The organism is Comamonas sp., from assembly GCF_036643215.1.
Taxonomy (GTDB): Bacteria; Pseudomonadota; Gammaproteobacteria; order Burkholderiales; family Burkholderiaceae_C; genus Comamonas.
Map to the genome: position 1 here is coordinate 72,532 of NZ_JAVXSJ010000017.1, position 15,826 is coordinate 88,357.

Below are 15,826 nucleotides of genomic sequence, written 5' to 3' on the forward strand. Positions count from 1 at the left end.
TTAAGACAGCCAGGCCGCGCGTGCGCGGTTGTGAGATGACAGGAGTGTGGGCGCTTGTACGGGGCTGATAAGGATTCAGCCTGGCGTGTGACCAGCTCTTGTTGTCGCTAGCAGAACTTCGGACTTGAACGGGGCGCGTCAGCCGCTTTCAGGGCCGGGCTTTTGCCAGCAGTGAAGACAACACATACCAAGAATCCAAGAATGAAATCCAATCGCCTGACCATCATGGTTTTGCTGGCTATGGTCCTGGGCGTTGTGGTGGGCTATCTGGTCCACGCCAACGCCGCGAGCCCCGAGGCAGCCAAAGAGATCGCCGGCTATCTCGGCATACTCACCGATGTATTTTTGCGCATGATCAAGATGATCATTGCGCCTCTGGTGTTCGCCACGCTGGTGGCTGGCCTTGCCAATATGGGCGATGCCCAGTCCGTGGGCCGCGTGGGCGGTCGTGCTTTAGGCTGGTTTATCGGCGCATCCGTGTGCTCGCTGTTTCTGGGCCTGTTTTTTGCCAATGTGCTCAAGCCCGGCTATGGCCTGCATGTGGAGTTGCCGACCAGCGCTGAAGGGCTGGGGCTCAAGACTTCGGCCTTGAACTTCAAGGATTTCATCACCCACGTCTTCCCCAAGAACATTTTTGAGGCCATGGCGGCCAATGAAGTGCTGCAAATCCTCGTGTTTGCGCTGTTCTTCGGCATTGCTCTGGGCTACTTGAATCACCAGAAAAAGCACATGCTGGTGGACCTGATGGAAGAAACCTCGCACGTCATGCTGCGCGTGACTGAGTACGTGATGCGCTTTGCACCGCTGGGCGTGTTTGGCTCGGTGGCGGGCACTATCGCCACCCATGGTCTGGGCATGCTGATGGTGTTCGGCAAGTTCCTGCTGGGTTTCTACATTGCGCTTGCCGCGCTGTGGCTGCTGCTGATTGGCGCCGGTTATCTGGTGCTGGGCAAGGACGTGTTCCGCCTGCTGTCGCTGATTCGCGGCCCGGTGCTGGTGGGCTTTTTCACTGCCAGCAGTGAGTCGACCCTGCCCAAGCTCATGGAGCAACTGGAAAAGTTTGGCATCAAGCCCCGCATTACTGGCTTTGTGCTGCCTCTGGGCTACTCGTTCAATCTTGATGGCTCGATGATCTACACCACCTTCCTGGCCATCTTTATCTCTCAGGCCTATGGCATTGAGATGTCGCTGGCTGCGCAGTTCACCATGCTCGCGGTGCTGATGATCTCCAGCAAGGGGATTGCCGGTGTGCCGCGCGCATCGCTGGTGGTGGTGGCGGCTGTTCTGCCCATGTTCGGTTTACCGGAAGCCGGCATTTTGCTGATTCTGGGTATCGACCACTTCCTGGATATGGGCCGCACGCTGACCAATGTGCTGGGTAACGCCATTGCCACGGCAGTAGTCGCCAAGTGGGAAGGTGATGAGGGCGATGAGTCTGCGTCGGATGGGGCTGCGCAGCCTCTGGCGCAAGCCAGCCACGCCTGAGCCTGATTCGCCCTGTGCGCTGGTGCTGGGATCGATGCCGCCGGTGCCAGATAGCGCAGGGCGCTGCTACCATGGCTCGCACCATGCTAGCTTTTTTGCCACCCCGCCTGCGCGCCAGCCTGCTGCTCCTGCTCTGGCTGGCGGCAAGCAGTCTGGGCGGCTGGCTGGGTTATCAGGCCTTTGTGCGAGCGGGGCTGGAGACCGTGGCCACCGCAGGCAACAACCGGCTTGACCGGTATGTGGCCAGCCTGCAGCGAGAAATCGATAAATTTGCCTTTTTGCCCGATGTGGCGGCGCTGCAGCCCGAGGTCAAGGCCCTGCTGCAGTCGCCAGGCGATGCGCTGCTGCAATCCCGCGCCAATCTCTATCTGCAAGAACTCAACCGCCGCGCAGGCACGCTGACCGTCTATCTGATTGGTCACGATGGCCATGTGCTGGCTGCCAGCAACTGGCAGCGTGCCGACAGCTATGTGGGTGAAGATCTAAGCTTCAGGCCCTATGTACAGCAGGCACTGCGCGAGGGGCGTGGCCGCTACTTCGGCATTGGCACCACGCGTGGTGAGCCGGGCTACTACCTCACCACAACTCTTGGGCAGGGCCCCCTGCAGGGTGTGGTCGTGGTTAAGGTCGGGCTGGCGCAGCTTGAAGAGTCCTGGGCCAGTGTGGAGTCTCCGGTGTTGGTCAGCGATGAAAACAGCGTGGTCATCCTCAGCAATGTGCCGGCCTGGCGCTTTGCCACCTTGCAGCCGCTTGATGAAGAGCGGCGCAGCGCGCTGGAAGCCTCGCAAAAATATAACCGCCTGAGCCTGAACCCGCTGGGCTGGCAAACCTTGAAGCCTTTAAGTAGCGACGACAACTTCAAGCAAGTGCGCATTGGGGCTGCCAAGGGTGCAGCTGCAGATCAGCGCACAGGGCGCTTTCTGCTCCAATCGCGCCCGCTGGCGGGCACGCCCTGGCAGATCACCGTGCTGTCGCCATTGACTGCTGCACTGCAGCTTGCGACCAGCCGCGCCTGGGTTGCGGGGGTGCTCATTGCCTTGGCTTTGCTGCTGGCGGCCTTGCTCTACCAGCGCCGCAAGCATGTGCGTGAGCAACTGGCGGCGCAACAAGCACTGAAGCAGGCCAACGAGGCGTTGGAGCACAAGGTGCAGCAACGCACCGCCGATCTGCAAACCGCCAACCAGTCGCTGCAGCAAGAGGTGGCAGAGCGCATTCAGGCCGAAGCCACGCTGCGCGCCGCGCAAGATGAGCTGGTGCAGGCGGGCAAGCTGGCCGTGATTGGGCAGCTTTCGACCGAAGTGGCGCATGAGCTGAACCAGCCGCTGGCCGCTTTGCGGGCGCTGGCCGGCAACAGCCAGCGCTTTCTGGAGCGCGGCCAGCCGGAGATGGTGCAAAGCAATCTGCAGCGCATGGCCGATCTGGCCGACCGCATGGGCTTGATGACCGGCCAGCTGCGCAACTTTGCGCGCAAATCCGTGGGTCAGCCCCAGTCTGTCGATCTGGAGAAGGTGATTGACGGCGCTTTGGACCTGCTTGAGCCGCGCATTGCTCGCGTCGGTGCTGCTGTGCTCCGCCAGCCTTCGGTGCCGGGTTTGCGTGCCAGCTGTGACCCCAATCGCGTGCAGCAAATACTGGTCAACCTGATCAGCAATGCGCTGGATGCCATGCAGGGCAGCAGCCAGCCCCAGATCGACATTGCCTGCTTGCAGGCGGGCGACCGGGCGCAGATTACGGTGCGGGACCATGGCCCAGGCCTGAGCGAGCAGGTGCTACCCCACTTGTTTGAGCCGTTTTTCACCACCAAGCCTGAAAGTCAGGGACTGGGGCTGGGCCTGTCGCTGTCAGCCGATATTGCCCGGGCCAGTGGCGGCAGCCTGACGGGCGGCAACCATCCCGAAGGCGGGGCCATCTTCACGCTGAGCCTGCCGTTAGTGGATACTCTGCCGCTTTCTTGATTGCCTCTGCCCATGAACCACACCCTCCAAGTCCTGATCGTTGAAGACGATGCTGATGTCGCCATGGCCTGCGAGCAGACCTTGCGGCTGGAGGGCATGGAGTGCAGCTGCGTCGGTACGGCCGAGCTGGCGCAGCAGCGTTTGTCGGCGGGCTTCGCGGGCGTGGTGGTCAGCGACATCCGCCTGCCGCAGATGAGCGGGCTGGAATTGCTTGGCGTCATCCGTGCCATGGATGACGAACTGCCGGTGATCCTCATCACCGGCCATGGCGATATTTCCATGGCCGTGCAGGCCATGAAAGACGGAGCCGCCGATTTTCTGGAAAAGCCCTTTGCACCCGAGCGCCTCGTCAAGACCGTGAGCCGGGCACTGGAGCGCCGCCGCCTGGTGCTGGAAGTGCGCAGCCTGCGCCAGCAACTGCAAAACCGAGAGGTCGTGCAGCACCAGTTGCTGGGCCAGTCCCTGCCCATGCAGCAGTTGCGGCGCACGGTGCAGAGCCTGGCGGCCAGCGAGGCCGATGTGCTGGTCTGGGGTGAAACCGGCACAGGCAAAGAACGCGTGGCGCGCAGCCTGCATGAAGCCAGTCGGCGCAAGAGCGGCAACTTTGTTGCCATCAACTGCGGTGGCCTGCCCGAGACCCTGTTCGACAGCGAAATGTTCGGCAGCGAAGCCGGTGCCTTTACCGGCGCAGGCAAAAAACGCATTGGCAAGATCGAATATGCCAGCGGCGGCACGCTGTTTCTCGACGAGATCGAGAGCATGCCCATGGCCATGCAGATCAAGCTGCTGCGCGTGCTGCAAGAGCGCGTACTGGAGCGGCTGGGCTCCAACGCCAGCATTGCGGTGGATTGCCGCGTTATCGCCGCGACCAAGGTTGATTTGCTCGAACTCAGTCGCCAAGGGCTGTTTCGCGCCGATCTGTACTACCGCCTCAACGTCGTCACCGTCACGCTACCCACGCTGCGCGAGCGCCGCGAAGACATTCCCCGCCTGTTTGAATACTTTGCCCTGCAAGCCGCCGCACGCCACCAAAGGCCCGTGGCCGAGCTGACTCCCCAGCGCCTGCAGACGTTGATGGCCCACGACTGGCCCGGTAACGTGCGCGAGCTGCGCAACATGGCCGAGCGCATGACGCTGGGCATAGAGATGGGATTGGGCGAAGCGGTAGCTGCCCCTGACTCGCAGGGTTCACTATCTGCTACCGTTGAATCCATAGAGCGCGCCCTGATCGCCGAAGCCCTGCGCGCCCATGATGGAAACCTGAGTCGTACAGCGGCAGCGCTGAACACGCCAAAGACCACGCTGCACGACAAGATACGCAAGTACAACTTGAAGTGAAATCTGCCTCGGGCGCAATACCGTCAATGGGTTGCAGCTATTGTTTTTGAACTTCTTCGGTGACCAGCGGGAGATGCATGGCATCGCGTCGCTGGATTTCCTGAACCAGCGCCTTGAACTGTCGCGCCAGCACCTGACGCACCGCCAGCCTGCCGATGACCGGGGGAACGGCGAAATCGGGCCGCAGACTGGCGCTGTACGACAGCCGGACTTTGCCGTCGGGCATTGCTTCCAGGGTGTAGCGGCCATCCATTTGCTTGAGGTTGCCGCCCACCGCATGGGCGACGATGCGTTCAGGCGGCGATTCGGTCACGGCCAGCTTGACCGCTATGGGCTGCTGAAAGAAAAGAAATCCTAGGCTTCCCGTCTGCTCCAGCAGTACCTGGTTGCCGCTGCGCTCCAGAACCCGCGAGCTGTGCATGCCGGGTACGAAGTCGGCCAGGTGGTCGTAGTCGGAAATCACGCTCCAGGCCGTGGCTAGGCGGACTGGCATGATGGCCGTGGCGTTCACCGTGAAGGCTTCATGCTGCTCGGAGGTTTCGATGCTCAGCACTTGCGCCACGGCGCTCAGGCCGCTGCACATCAGCCCGAGAAGTGTCCAGCGAGCGATCAGGGTGCTGAGCATCATGATGCGGATTTCCGTGTCGGGCGTTCGCTGGCTCGTACCTCGAAGCGCAATTCGAGGCTGTCTTTCACCTGAATCGCCCCGCCCAGAATGGAGAAGGGCGTGATGCCAAAACTCGATTGATCGAAGCTCAGCTCGCCAGCGATATGCAATTCGTCGCGCTCGTCTTTGATTCGTGCCGGTACGCTAAAGCTGCGCGTGACACCGCGAAGGGTGAGATCCAGCGCAAGCATCACCTCTCCACTCGCGCTGGGGGGCGTTCTGACATGGATGCGTGCAAATGGATGCTGTGAGGTCTGCAGTACCTTGTCCAGCATATTGGCGCGGGTGGCGGCGATATCGGCGGCGCTGGGCTGGGTGTCGAAGCCAGCCTGAGCGCGCAGAGTCGGCTCGTCAACGGCTAGCTGGTCCAGTGCGATGTAGAGGTCGGCTCGGCCCTGTTCCGGCTGCACATAGCCTTGCAGCGCATGGCTGGCAACCACATGGTCGTGCCCCAGTCTGGCCAGAGTGCCGCCGCGACGCACTGTGATGGCAAGCAGCGAATGCGTGGGGTCAATCAGCAGCACGCGCTGGCCCCGGGCGGCAGCCTCTGCATAGGCAGCGGCGGGGAAGTCCGTCGGTGATGAGTCACTCGCCGATAGCGATGCTGGCTCATGCGCGGGCTGGGAGCAGGCAGCGATCAGCGCCACCAGGGCCGCAATCAGATGTCGGCGGTATTTCATGGCAGAGGTCTCAGCCGGATGCGAAATTTCACTTTCACCGCGTCACCCACGATATCGGTGCCTTTCCACTCGCCTGTGCCTATGCCAAAGATCGAGCGTTGGGTAACGAGCTCGCCCACCATCTTGCCGTCAGTGGGGTTCCAGGTAAAAGCGAACTCCAGTGGCTGCTGCACGCCTTTGAGCGAGAGTGTGCCGCGCGCCAGATAACTGGCCTCGCCAGGCCCGCGCCGTATGTCGCTGGCGCGGAATTCCGCCTGACGGTAGCGCATGAAGTCGAGCCATTCCATGCCTGCAATGGCCTGGTTGATGTCCGGGTTGGCCATATCCGCGCTGCTCGTGCGAATGATGACGTCCAGGTGGTTGCCGGCAGGCTTCAAGGGGTCAAAGCCAAAGCGCACCTCAAAGTCTTTGAAGATCCCGGTGAGCGGTGCTTTTTCGAAGGTGGCCGTGAATTCCAGACGGTTGCTTGCGCTGGGGTCCATCTGCCATTCGGCGGCGCTAGCGCTTGTCAGGCAGAACGCGGCCCATAGTCCAGCGAGGCAGAAAGCAGGTTTTCGCATCTCGTTGTACCTCCAAAGGACAGCCTGAGTCTGAATAACACGCTGCACTGGAGGAGATGATGCCGCAAGTCGATGCAAGCTGCATCAGTGACTTGCCATGCAGGAGTGCTTGTTTTCTCAGGCTTTTTTCTCGCGCGGTACACGGCCCATCAGATAGAACTCTGGATTGGGCTGCATGCCTGCAAAGCTGGCCATGCGGTTGGAGAGGCCGAAGAAGGCCGTGATGGCGGCAATGTCCCAGATGTCCTCATCGTCAAAGCCGTGGGGGTAGAGCGCTTCGTAGTCGGCGTCGTCAATCTCGTGGCTGCGCTGGCAGACCTTCATCGCAAAGTCCAGCATGGCACGCTCGCGGGGGCTGATGTCGGCTTTGCGGTAATTGACGGCGACCTGGTCGGCAATCAGCGGCTTTTTCTCGTAGATGCGCAAGATGGCGCCATGGGCCACCACGCAGTACAGGCATTGGTTGGCGGCGCTGGTGGTGGTGACGATCATCTCGCGCTCGCCCTTGGTCAGGCTGCCTTCTTCCTTGAGCATCAAGGCATCGTGATAGGCAAAGAAGGCGCGCCATTCGGCGGGGCGGCGGGCGAAGGCCAGAAACACGTTGGGCACAAAACCGGACTTTTGCTGCACCTCGGTAATGCGCTGCTGAATGTCCTGGGGCAGGCTGTTCAGGTCGGGAAAGGGGTAGCGCTGCTTCATGGTGTCTCTCTCCTTGGCTGTGATGCGCCAAGCATGGCATGAGTGAGTACTCCAAAGCTGTCGTTTGTGTTGCAGATGCTGCTATCTGATTGTTTTTGGCTGCTAGCCCTTGTATATAAAGCGTAAGCAGCTATTAAATTAAGAGTATTTCTGCGGCACTGGGTTGAGAGGCGAAGGTTTGGCGGCGCTTATTGCTGAACCTGATTGCAGCCGCAAAACTGCGCCAGCTGCTGCAGTGCCTGCGTCAGCTGCTCTGAAAACTGAGTATCTGCCTTGATGCCGCTTTCCAGGTGCAGGCTCAGCACCACCAGCCGACCGGCGGTGCGGTTGGCCTTGCAGTCCACTCGGCCCACAAAGCGCCCGCGCCACAGAATGGGCAGGCAGAAATAGCCGTAGATGCGCTTTGCTGCGGGTGTGTAGCTTTCCAGCCGGTAGTTGAAGCCAAACAGCTGCTGCAAGCGATCACGGTGAATGACGGCGTTGTCGAAAGGGGAGAGCAGTTGCACCTTGTCGGCCGGTTTGCGGTGGCTGCTGGGTGCCAGTGCAGAGGGTCGAAGATAGGTGTCATACTGCGCGGAATCAGCGAGGCTTATCAGCTGGCCTGCTGCAATCTGAGCATCCAGCAATTCACGCATGGCGGCGCGCAGCGCTTTGCCTGTGCGCAGGTGCACGAGTTGCGCCCAGGTCACCACGCCATGCGCGCGCAGGGCTTGTTCCAGCAGATGGGCTGCCATTTCTTGCGCGCTGGGCTCGCTCAAGTCTGTACCGGCTGGCAGCAATTGCTCGGGCAGCACATAGACTTTTTCCATGCCTTTGCGCTCGCGGATCATGACATTGCCTTGCATGAAGAGCTTGTCCAGCGCGCGGCGGCCTGGGCCTTGGTTCCACCATGCACCTTGGCTGCGGTCTTTGAGGTCGCGGCTACGCAGCTCGCCTTCGCCGCGCACGCGGGCCAGAATCTCAGTCATCAGGCTCGGTTCAACGCTTTTGAAATACGGGCTTTCACCACGCCTGAAGGACTGCATGCGCGGCAAGGCAAAGCGATAGTCGCGCATGGGCAGGTAGGCGGCTGCGTGGAACCAGTATTCAAAAATCTGCCCCTGTGCGCAGAGCTGGTTGAGATGCTCAGGGGCATAGCCGGGCACCCGGTTCCAGAGCACATGGTGATGGGCGCGTTCGATGACGGACAGGGTGTCAATCTGCACATAGCCCAGATGCGTGATGGCGCTCAGCGCTCCAGCCACCCCGCTGCCAAAGGCGGATTGAGCCCACAGCCCTTGCTGTGAAAGCGCCAGCTGCTGTAAAAAAGTGAGCGAAATGGGGTGGGGCACGGCAGGGTTTAGATGGCTGAAAGTAAATGACTGTATATAAATACAGTTATTTGCGCAATCCCGTGAAATCGGGCCCCAAAAGCCTGCGTATTTATCGGGCTGCCGTTGCGGGCGCGCGGCAATTGCCTCTCACTGCCTCTCCCTGAATCAGCTTGCGCGCAAACAGGCGCGAGTCCTGAAAGGAGCGGTTGACGGTCTGGGAGTGATCGAGCCCGGGATAGGTGTGCGCTTCGACGATGGTGCCTGCCTCGCAGCTTTGCTCGACCAGATCTTGCTGGAACTGCGTGGGTGCATCCACATCGGCTCCGCCTATGCCCAGAAAGATGGGCGCAGCAAGTTTGAGGGTGGGGAACTTGCCCTGGTTGAACGGCTGGGCGTAGTAGCTCATGAAGTCCGCCTTGAAGGTATTGCTCCAGCTGAGCTGCTCTTTTCTCACCACGTCGAACATGGGCTGCACGCAGGTGGTCTCAGCGGCTCTCATGGCGGCAAGGCCCTTGTCGCTCAGCACGGCCTGGGCGGGCAGGCTGGGGTCAGACTGGTTTGCGACGGCGGCGATATAGAGGATGTAGGCGATCGAGGTGTCCACGCGCTCTTGCTCGGCCCGGCTGGCGCGGTATTGAATTTTGCCGTCTTTGGTGGGCTTGCCGGAATGGGGTGTGCCGGTGGCCACCGTGCCCAGAATCTTCAGTTCTGGCGCATAAGCCGAGGCAAAGCCCGCCGTGGCAAAGGCGGCTGCCGCGCCTTGAGACTGGCCGACGATGACGATTTTGTCGCTCAGCGTCAATGCCTTGGTGCTCAGCGCTGCACGCAGGGAGTCAAGCGTGGAGTGGGCTGCGGCGCGGCTGTTCAGATAGGCGTGGGGTCCGGGCGTGCCAAGGCCTTGATAGTCGGTGGCGACGATGGCGTAGCCTTCTTTGAGCCAGCTGTTGAGGTACTCCGCATCGCGCTCAGAGCGCGGGTTGCGCGATGGGGCGCAGCTGTCGCCAATCCCCACGGTGCCGTGGGCCCAGGCCACCACGGGCCAGCCGCCCGCAGGCGCCGTGCCCTTGGGCAAAAATACCGCGCCGGACGTGACAAGCTGGCCTGCCTTGGCTGGGTCTGCCGCCATCCCATCGGTGGATGAGTACCAGATGGCATGGGCGTTGGCGGCGCCGGCCAGGCTGAAGGCTTGCGCCAACGGCTCCATGGCCAGCATGTGGCCCGGTTTTTGAGGGCTGGCTTGCTGGGCAAAGGCGGCTGGGGCGGTGGTGACAGTCAGCACGCTAATAACGGTTATAGCGGCCATGGCAATGGAGTGGCGCAGTGGCTTCAGTTCCGTCACTCGCTTGGGGGCAGGGGTCATGAATCAGTCTCCGTATGGTTCTAATGAGCTGGAGCAGTCTGTTGCGGGCTGGGTGGGCGCTGAATCGTCCGAATGAAGTGGGTAGAAACGCAGAGGCTGGCTTCATGGCTGGCGCACTTGCCCGACAATGCAGCCCATTGACAGCAAGGGATATGCGATGAGCGAACAAGGAAAACCTTCAGCAGAACAGACCACTGACTGGGCCGCCTGGAGCCGCGAGGCCGTTGAAATGATGCAGGCCCGCAATGCCGAATGGCCCCAGCAATTTGGTCTGCAGGCAAACCCCAAGTACCGCTGGGATCTGGACCGCGCCCTGCTGGAGCTACAAGGCCCGTTGCATGAGGTGATCGCCACTATCTGCCTGGTGGGCACCAGCAGCGAGGAAGAGGGCAGCTTTGTCTGGAGCTGGGCCAATGAGGCGATTCCCCGTCTGCATGGCGAGGCGCTGGAAGTGGTGCACGACTTTGGTCGTGAAAACCATTTGTCGCTGCTGACGACGGCCCGTATTCCCGGTGGTCGCCCCGAGGCTCTGGAATGCCTGTGCATCGCCGCCCGTCTGCAGCGCGCCGTGGGCACGTTTATTGATCAGCAAGGCGATGTGACGCTGTACTTCACGCTGCTGCATTTGCAGGCGGCGGTTGATCAGTCTTCACTGGCGAATTAAGACCCGCTAGAAGCAGGCGTGGGGGCCGGGTGTGTTACAGGCTTGGCGTCAATCCTCAAGCTCGTCTGGCTTGATCCACCCAATACGCCCCTGACCGCTTTCGTTGAGCGCGCTGACAAAAGCCTCTGCAGCCGATTGCGGCATCTGCATCTTGAAGGTGACTAGGCTGCCGTGATCGACCTGCAGCAGCTCGGCACCTTCCGCAGCATCCACCATGCGGCGAATCAGCCCCTCCAGCGGATAGGGCGCTGTGCACTGCAATATCTGCATGCGCTGAATGGTGACTTTTTCGGCCTGCAGCAGCGCTTGCGCCACCGCATCGGTATAGGCGCGCACCAGCCCGCCAGCGCCCAGTTTGACACCGCCAAAGTAACGCACAACGGTGGCCAGCACGCCTTCAAGATCCTGATGGCGCAGCACATCCAGCATGGGGCGGCCTGCGGTGCCGCTGGGCTCGCCGTCATCCACCGCAGCAGACTGCCCGCCTGCCAGCAAGGCCCAGCAGACATGGGCGGCACCCGGATGCTGGCGCCACAGCGCATCGACCACCGCCTGCGCGCTGGCCCGGTCCGTCATCGGTTGCACACAGCCGATGAAACGGCTTTTCTTGATGATCAGTTCACTGGAGACGGGGGCACGAAGAGTCTGGGGCATAGCGTGCGGCAGCATAACCGCAAAGATTGGGTCGCTTGCCAATACGAAGCAGTTTGCTTGATTGCTTCAGTCATGACGCTTTAATGACACGACGACGCGGCTTGTGGGGTTTGATCGACAGTGGTGTTAATCCGGTTCCTACAAGCTGGCGCAGTGCCCATGATTAAGCTACTTGCAAAGGAGGCGGTCATGAACATTCCCCAGCCACAGACCCTGAGCGAACACACTTTTGGCCATGAGCATTTCACCCCTCCGCCCCTGGCGCAGGAGCTGATGGAGGCTCAGCCTCTACAGGCCAGCACGCCTGAAGATGAGTGGGACCTGCTGCAACGCATACGCAATGTCGGCGAGTGGTAAGTCACTGAACTCACCTGAACTGATTCAACCCCGGTAAACCGGCTGATCCTTGCAAGGACAGCCGGTTTTTTGCATCTGCGGCCACACATCGGTTTGTGCCGTCAAAATCACCGCCTCGCCCTGTTTTTCGACCATGACTGCCTCGACCACACCGTTTTCTGATCCTTCCCACTGGATGCTGCTGCCCGCCGCTGCACAGACGGCGGTGCTGCCCGTGGCGCTGGCCGATGTGACGGCGATGATGGAGAAGGTGGGACGCAGCAGCTTGAGTGGCGGCGGCAGCGATGCGGTGGCGGAACAGATATTGCATCTGCTTGGCCGCCAGGTGCCACTTGCGCAATGCACCATTTTTTCATTTCAAGGCATGGCGCGGCCGCGCGTGGTGGGCATGGGCGACAGGGCGCGAACAGGCGCGTTGCCCATGATTTCGCAGGACTACAGCGAGCGCTTTTACCCGCTCGATGGCTCGCAGCGCATTATGAAAACGGAGCTGTCGCGGCTGGCCAAAGACCCGCATGCCAAGCCTCGTGTCTGGCTGCATCGCCAAGCCCCGGAAGATGTTCAGCACCCTGAATACCGCCATGTTTGCTACACCCAGCCGCACATTGCCGAGCGGCTATCGCTGCTGATGCTGCAGGAAAACGCGCGCTGGCTCTCCGTCAACCTGTACCGGGGTGAGGAGCATGGTCGTTTTGATGCTGCCGCCATTGCGCAGATTGAAGCCTTTGCGCCGCTGGTCATGCAGGCCATGCGGCTGCATTACGCGGGGCAGACGCTGCAGGATGACTTGGTCGGGCTCGTGCTGGCCCGGCTGCAGCGGCGCTTTGAGCAACTGACGCCGCGAGACTTGGATGTTGTCAGGGCGCTGGCTCAGGGGCTTGATGCGGAGGCGCTGGCACAGCGGCTGGGGATTACCGCCAGCAGTGCACGCACCTACGTAAAACGGGTCTGCGCCAAGCTGGGCGTGCAAGGCCAGCGAGAGCTATTTGCCTTGCTGATGGAGCCGACGGAAGCCGTAGATCATCAGCTTTGATAGCTGCCTGCGCTTATTCATCAAGGGCTAGAGGTTGATTTGGCTTGAAATGGCCTGAACGCAAGAGCTTGTCCTCATTTGGTGACATGGGCAGGCCAGCGCTTTTCTACACTGGAGCTCAAAGCCAGTGACTTGGGTGCCGAGTGCACTGGCCGGATCAAAACAGCCCCCGGAGACAAAAAAATGCATCAGCCTTACGCCGAGCCACGCCGCTCTATCTACTACCAGTACCAGGTTCATCAACCCTGGCTGGCGTCCCAGCATCCGGGTGAGCAGAACCACCCCGTGGTCATCGTCGGCACTGGCCCCGTGGGCCTGACCACGGCACTGGAGATGGCGCGCCACGGCCAGCGCTGCGTGGTGCTTGAATCGGAGCTGCAAGTCTCAGAAGGCAGTCGCGCCATTGTGTTTACGCGCCGCTCCATGGAAATCTTGCAGCAGGTGGGCGTGTCGCATCGCGTGACGGAGACCGGCTTGCCCTGGTGCTATGGCAACAGCATTTACCGCGGCCAGCGTGTGTACCGCATGGAAAACGCCCGCGCCGATGACGACCGCTTCTTCCCCATGATCAATTTGCAGCAGCAGTTTCTGGAGGAATACCTGGTCGAAGCGGTAGAGGCCAACCCGCTGATCGAGCTGCGCTGGGGCAATCGTGTCAACAAGGTTGAACAAAGGGGCGAGCAGGCGTTTGTCGAAGTCGATACGCCCGAAGGCCCTTATTCGCTGAGCGCTGACTGGCTGGTGGCCTGCGATGGTGCGCGTTCGGGTATCCGCACGGCCATGAATCTGCTGATGGAGGGTGCGTCTTACGAAGGCCGCTTTGTAATTGCCGATATCCGCATCGACCTGCCGCTGCCCACCGAGCGCCTGGCGTTTTTCGACCCCACGTGGAACCCCGGCAACACCATCCTCATGCACCGCGAGCCGCATGGCATCTGGCGTGTGGACTACCAGTTGCCTGCGGGTGAAGACCCTGAAGATGCGCTCAAGCCCGAGTCACTCAAGGCGCGCATTGATGCCCAGCTGGAGATGATCGGCTTTGGCGGAACGCCCTGGGAGATGGACTGGAGCTCGGTCTACTCTGCCCGGGCGTTGACCCTGCCTAACTATGTGCATGGCCGGGTGATTTTTGCGGGCGATGCGGCCCACATGCTGCCCATTTTCGGCGTGCGCGGTGCCAATACCGGGTTTCAGGATGCGCAGGCGCTGGGCTGGCGGCTGGCGCTGGTGGCAAAGGGCGCGGCCAGCCCCAAGTTGCTTGACAGCTATAGCAGCGAGCGCGTGGGTGCAGCCCGCGAGATTGTGGAAGAGGCGGGCAAGAGCACGCGCTTCATGGCACCACCCACACGCGGCTTCAGGCTGCTGCGCGATGCCGTGCTGTCCCTGTCACTGAGCCAGCCCTTTGTCGGCCCGCTCTACCACTGGCGCACCTCGCGCCCGCATGAGTACGCCCAGTCTCCGCTCAACAGCGTGGGCGACGATAACTTGCTCTTCAAAGCCGGCCCCGCCCACGGCGCGCCGCCCGTCAATGTGCGCTTTGCGCCAGACAGCTATCTGCTCGACCAACTGGGTGGCGGGTTTGACCTGCTGTACTTCACCGACGGCCCAACCATCCCGGCCGAGCTGCGCGCCGTGATCGATGGCGTCAAGGCACGCAACATTGGCGTGCGACTGATTGCGGTAACCAGCCAGAACCTGGCAGCTATTGATGGTGCCGATGTGGTTCTGGATGACTGCGAAGGCCGCTGCCGCACCCGCTACGGCGTGATGGCCAACGGCGCTGCCTACCTGCTGCGCCCTGATCAGCATGTCTGCGCCCGCTGGATGGCGCTGGACGCCAACCGCCTGCAAGCTGCATTCAAAGCCGCTTTGCCCGTCTGAGGAGAATCAACATGAACACGACAAACACTCTGGATATTGCAGGCCTTGAAGCTGTTTACGACCAGCTGGCCACCGCCATTGACGCCGTGGGTGCAGAAAAATCTGAGTTGCTGCTGGTCAAGCTGGCGCTGCTGGCGGCTAATCAGCTGGGCGATGCGCAAAAATTTGGCGAGATGATCGCTACCGCACAGCGCGACTTGTAACTCTCGCTGGCTCGAAGCAGAGGCCCGCCACCTGCGGGCCTTCTTCATGAGGGATCTCCGGCGGGGTCTTCGGGCAGGGCGAAAAAACCGAGGCATGATGATGCGGGTGCTTGATTCAGGACAAGCCGTCCCGAGATAAAAAGCCTAGGGTATGCCCATGGCTGGCAGACAACTGCCGGTGCATCGGATATTGAAGTTTTTCAACCAACCAGGAGTCGAGTCATGAATTCATTTCGCGTAGTCGCTCTTTCTGCCGCTTTGTCTCTGTCTGCCGCCGCTCTACCTGCGCTGGCCAAGTCAGGGGCTGAATGGCAGGCGCTCACCAGTCAGGCCACTTTGTCCCTGGAGCAGGCCATTGAAAAGGCCGCACAAGCGGTGCCGGGCAAACCCGTGGAAGCCGAACTGGACAGGGATGGTCATGGCCAGCAGGGTGCGGGTTTGCATTACGAGGTCAAGCTGCTGACCCCGGCGAACGAAGAGGTGGATGTGCATGTCAATGCCAGCAACGGCGAGGCGGCCCTGTACAAGAACAAGGGCAAGGCCAAGAACAAGGATGTGAAGCGGGTCGGCGAAGCCAAGGTGTCCTTGAATCAGGCCATTGCTGCGGCGACCGCCCATACGGCTGGTAAGGCTGTGGAGGCGGACCTTGATTCCGATTGGGGCAAAACCAGCTACAGCGTCAAGGTGCTGCAGGCCAATGGCCAGGTCATGAAGATCAAGCTGGATGCCATGACCGGTAAGGTCACCGGCAGTAAAAAAGACTGAAGGGTCTTGAGTCGGTAGCGAGGCGGGGCTGCCAATCTGCGGTGGCGGCCTCGGCTTCGCTGACCGCACCGTCAGGGTGGAGCAGCTTTGCGCTATCAATATAAGAGTGCGTGGCGCTTGCTTAGAGGTGGTTTTGACTGGCAATAGCGGTCAATCGCTCGAATACATGACGCATGCTGCTATGAATTGCATAGTTCGCTAGCGGCGATCGC

General features: G+C 61.1%; 16 protein-coding genes. 9 read left to right on the forward strand and 7 right to left on the reverse strand.

The features are described from left to right. The first annotated feature begins 201 nt into the window (after positions 1-201). The 3 genes from RSF91_RS13005 to RSF91_RS13015 all read left to right on the forward strand — a co-directional run bounded on the left by RSF91_RS13005 (position 202) and on the right by RSF91_RS13015 (position 4,778). Positions 202-1,485 carry a dicarboxylate/amino acid:cation symporter gene (locus RSF91_RS13005; protein WP_332568820.1) on the forward strand — a complete coding sequence of 428 codons (1,284 nt, stop codon included), beginning with the start codon at positions 202-204 and terminating at the stop codon, positions 1,483-1,485. An 83-nt stretch (positions 1,486-1,568) separates the two neighbouring features. Further along, positions 1,569-3,440: a sensor histidine kinase gene (locus tag RSF91_RS13010; protein ID WP_332568821.1), complete on the forward strand. Its 1,872-nt coding sequence runs from the start codon at positions 1,569-1,571 to the stop codon at positions 3,438-3,440. Positions 3,441-3,452: 12 nt separating this feature from the next. Further along, on the forward strand, positions 3,453-4,778 hold the full coding sequence (locus RSF91_RS13015; RefSeq protein ID WP_332568822.1) for a sigma-54-dependent transcriptional regulator: 1,326 nt from the start codon (positions 3,453-3,455) through the stop codon (positions 4,776-4,778). A gap of 37 nt (positions 4,779-4,815) precedes the next feature. Here RSF91_RS13015 and RSF91_RS13020 read toward each other — a convergent pair whose 3' ends face one another. The 6 genes from RSF91_RS13020 to RSF91_RS13045 form a co-directional block, all read right to left on the reverse strand. Next, positions 4,816-5,406, reverse strand: coding sequence for an SRPBCC family protein (locus tag RSF91_RS13020; RefSeq protein WP_332568823.1), 591 nt, complete (start codon positions 5,404-5,406; stop codon positions 4,816-4,818). After that, positions 5,403-6,125, reverse strand: a complete 723-nt coding sequence (locus RSF91_RS13025) for a YceI family protein (protein ID WP_332568824.1) — start codon at positions 6,123-6,125, stop codon at positions 5,403-5,405. Before RSF91_RS13025 ends, RSF91_RS13020 begins: the two co-directional genes overlap by 4 nt. Further along, a complete protein-coding gene (locus RSF91_RS13030; protein ID WP_332568825.1) occupies positions 6,122-6,685 on the reverse strand; it encodes a YceI family protein in 564 nt (187 codons plus the stop codon). The genes RSF91_RS13025 and RSF91_RS13030 overlap by 4 nt, the downstream gene beginning before the upstream one ends. Before the next feature lie 117 nt (positions 6,686-6,802). Beyond that, complete coding sequence (locus RSF91_RS13035) at positions 6,803-7,384, reverse strand: peroxidase-related enzyme (RefSeq protein WP_332568826.1); 582 nt, start codon at positions 7,382-7,384, stop codon at positions 6,803-6,805. Between the two features lie 188 nt (positions 7,385-7,572). Beyond that, the gene (locus RSF91_RS13040) at positions 7,573-8,715 is read right to left on the reverse strand and encodes a winged helix-turn-helix domain-containing protein (protein ID WP_332568827.1); all 1,143 of its coding nucleotides are present in this window, start codon (positions 8,713-8,715) and stop codon (positions 7,573-7,575) included. A gap of 91 nt (positions 8,716-8,806) precedes the next feature. Then, entirely contained in the window at positions 8,807-10,057 is a 1,251-nt protein-coding gene (locus RSF91_RS13045; RefSeq protein WP_332568828.1) for a lipase family protein, read from the reverse strand. Positions 10,058-10,214: 157 nt separating this feature from the next. On the opposite strand from RSF91_RS13045, the gene RSF91_RS13050 reads away from it, so the two are divergent. Continuing rightward, positions 10,215-10,721, forward strand: coding sequence for a DUF6882 domain-containing protein (locus RSF91_RS13050; RefSeq protein ID WP_332568829.1), 507 nt, complete (start codon positions 10,215-10,217; stop codon positions 10,719-10,721). A 48-nt stretch (positions 10,722-10,769) separates the two neighbouring features. Here the strand turns inward: RSF91_RS13050 and RSF91_RS13055 are convergent, their stop codons facing one another. Continuing rightward, positions 10,770-11,375: an IMPACT family protein gene (locus RSF91_RS13055; RefSeq protein WP_332568830.1), complete on the reverse strand. Its 606-nt coding sequence runs from the start codon at positions 11,373-11,375 to the stop codon at positions 10,770-10,772. 189 nt (positions 11,376-11,564) lie between these two features. Between RSF91_RS13055 and RSF91_RS13060 the strand changes: the two genes are divergently transcribed. The 5 genes from RSF91_RS13060 to RSF91_RS13080 all read left to right on the forward strand — a co-directional run bounded on the left by RSF91_RS13060 (position 11,565) and on the right by RSF91_RS13080 (position 15,614). Further along, on the forward strand, positions 11,565-11,732 hold the full coding sequence (locus tag RSF91_RS13060; RefSeq protein ID WP_199173707.1) for a hypothetical protein: 168 nt from the start codon (positions 11,565-11,567) through the stop codon (positions 11,730-11,732). Positions 11,733-11,865: 133 nt separating this feature from the next. After that, positions 11,866-12,765 carry a helix-turn-helix transcriptional regulator gene (locus RSF91_RS13065; protein ID WP_332568831.1) on the forward strand — a complete coding sequence of 300 codons (900 nt, stop codon included), beginning with the start codon at positions 11,866-11,868 and terminating at the stop codon, positions 12,763-12,765. 183 nt (positions 12,766-12,948) lie between these two features. Then, positions 12,949-14,646, forward strand: a complete 1,698-nt coding sequence (locus tag RSF91_RS13070; protein WP_332568832.1) for an FAD-dependent monooxygenase — start codon at positions 12,949-12,951, stop codon at positions 14,644-14,646. Between the two features lie 11 nt (positions 14,647-14,657). Beyond that, positions 14,658-14,849, forward strand: coding sequence for a DUF2783 domain-containing protein (locus RSF91_RS13075; RefSeq protein ID WP_332568833.1), 192 nt, complete (start codon positions 14,658-14,660; stop codon positions 14,847-14,849). A gap of 222 nt (positions 14,850-15,071) precedes the next feature. Then, complete coding sequence (locus tag RSF91_RS13080) at positions 15,072-15,614, forward strand: PepSY domain-containing protein (protein ID WP_332568834.1); 543 nt, start codon at positions 15,072-15,074, stop codon at positions 15,612-15,614. The last annotated feature ends 212 nt before the right edge of the window (positions 15,615-15,826 follow it).

Coding starts and splice junctions, on each gene's coding strand:
- RSF91_RS13055 (WP_332568830.1), bottom strand. CDS start 11,375: ATGCCCCAGACTCTTCGTGCCCCCGTCTCCAGTGAACTGATCATCAAG.
- RSF91_RS13065 (WP_332568831.1), top strand. CDS start 11,866: ATGACTGCCTCGACCACACCGTTTTCTGATCCTTCCCACTGGATGCTG.
- RSF91_RS13060 (WP_199173707.1), top strand. CDS start 11,565: ATGAACATTCCCCAGCCACAGACCCTGAGCGAACACACTTTTGGCCAT.
- RSF91_RS13035 (WP_332568826.1), bottom strand. CDS start 7,384: ATGAAGCAGCGCTACCCCTTTCCCGACCTGAACAGCCTGCCCCAGGAC.
- RSF91_RS13045 (WP_332568828.1), bottom strand. CDS start 10,057: ATGACCCCTGCCCCCAAGCGAGTGACGGAACTGAAGCCACTGCGCCAC.
- RSF91_RS13050 (WP_332568829.1), top strand. CDS start 10,215: ATGAGCGAACAAGGAAAACCTTCAGCAGAACAGACCACTGACTGGGCC.
- RSF91_RS13020 (WP_332568823.1), bottom strand. CDS start 5,406: ATGATGCTCAGCACCCTGATCGCTCGCTGGACACTTCTCGGGCTGATG.
- RSF91_RS13025 (WP_332568824.1), bottom strand. CDS start 6,125: ATGAAATACCGCCGACATCTGATTGCGGCCCTGGTGGCGCTGATCGCT.
- RSF91_RS13080 (WP_332568834.1), top strand. CDS start 15,072: ATGAATTCATTTCGCGTAGTCGCTCTTTCTGCCGCTTTGTCTCTGTCT.
- RSF91_RS13005 (WP_332568820.1), top strand. CDS start 202: ATGAAATCCAATCGCCTGACCATCATGGTTTTGCTGGCTATGGTCCTG.
- RSF91_RS13070 (WP_332568832.1), top strand. CDS start 12,949: ATGCATCAGCCTTACGCCGAGCCACGCCGCTCTATCTACTACCAGTAC.
- RSF91_RS13010 (WP_332568821.1), top strand. CDS start 1,569: ATGCTAGCTTTTTTGCCACCCCGCCTGCGCGCCAGCCTGCTGCTCCTG.
- RSF91_RS13015 (WP_332568822.1), top strand. CDS start 3,453: ATGAACCACACCCTCCAAGTCCTGATCGTTGAAGACGATGCTGATGTC.
- RSF91_RS13075 (WP_332568833.1), top strand. CDS start 14,658: ATGAACACGACAAACACTCTGGATATTGCAGGCCTTGAAGCTGTTTAC.
- RSF91_RS13030 (WP_332568825.1), bottom strand. CDS start 6,685: ATGCGAAAACCTGCTTTCTGCCTCGCTGGACTATGGGCCGCGTTCTGC.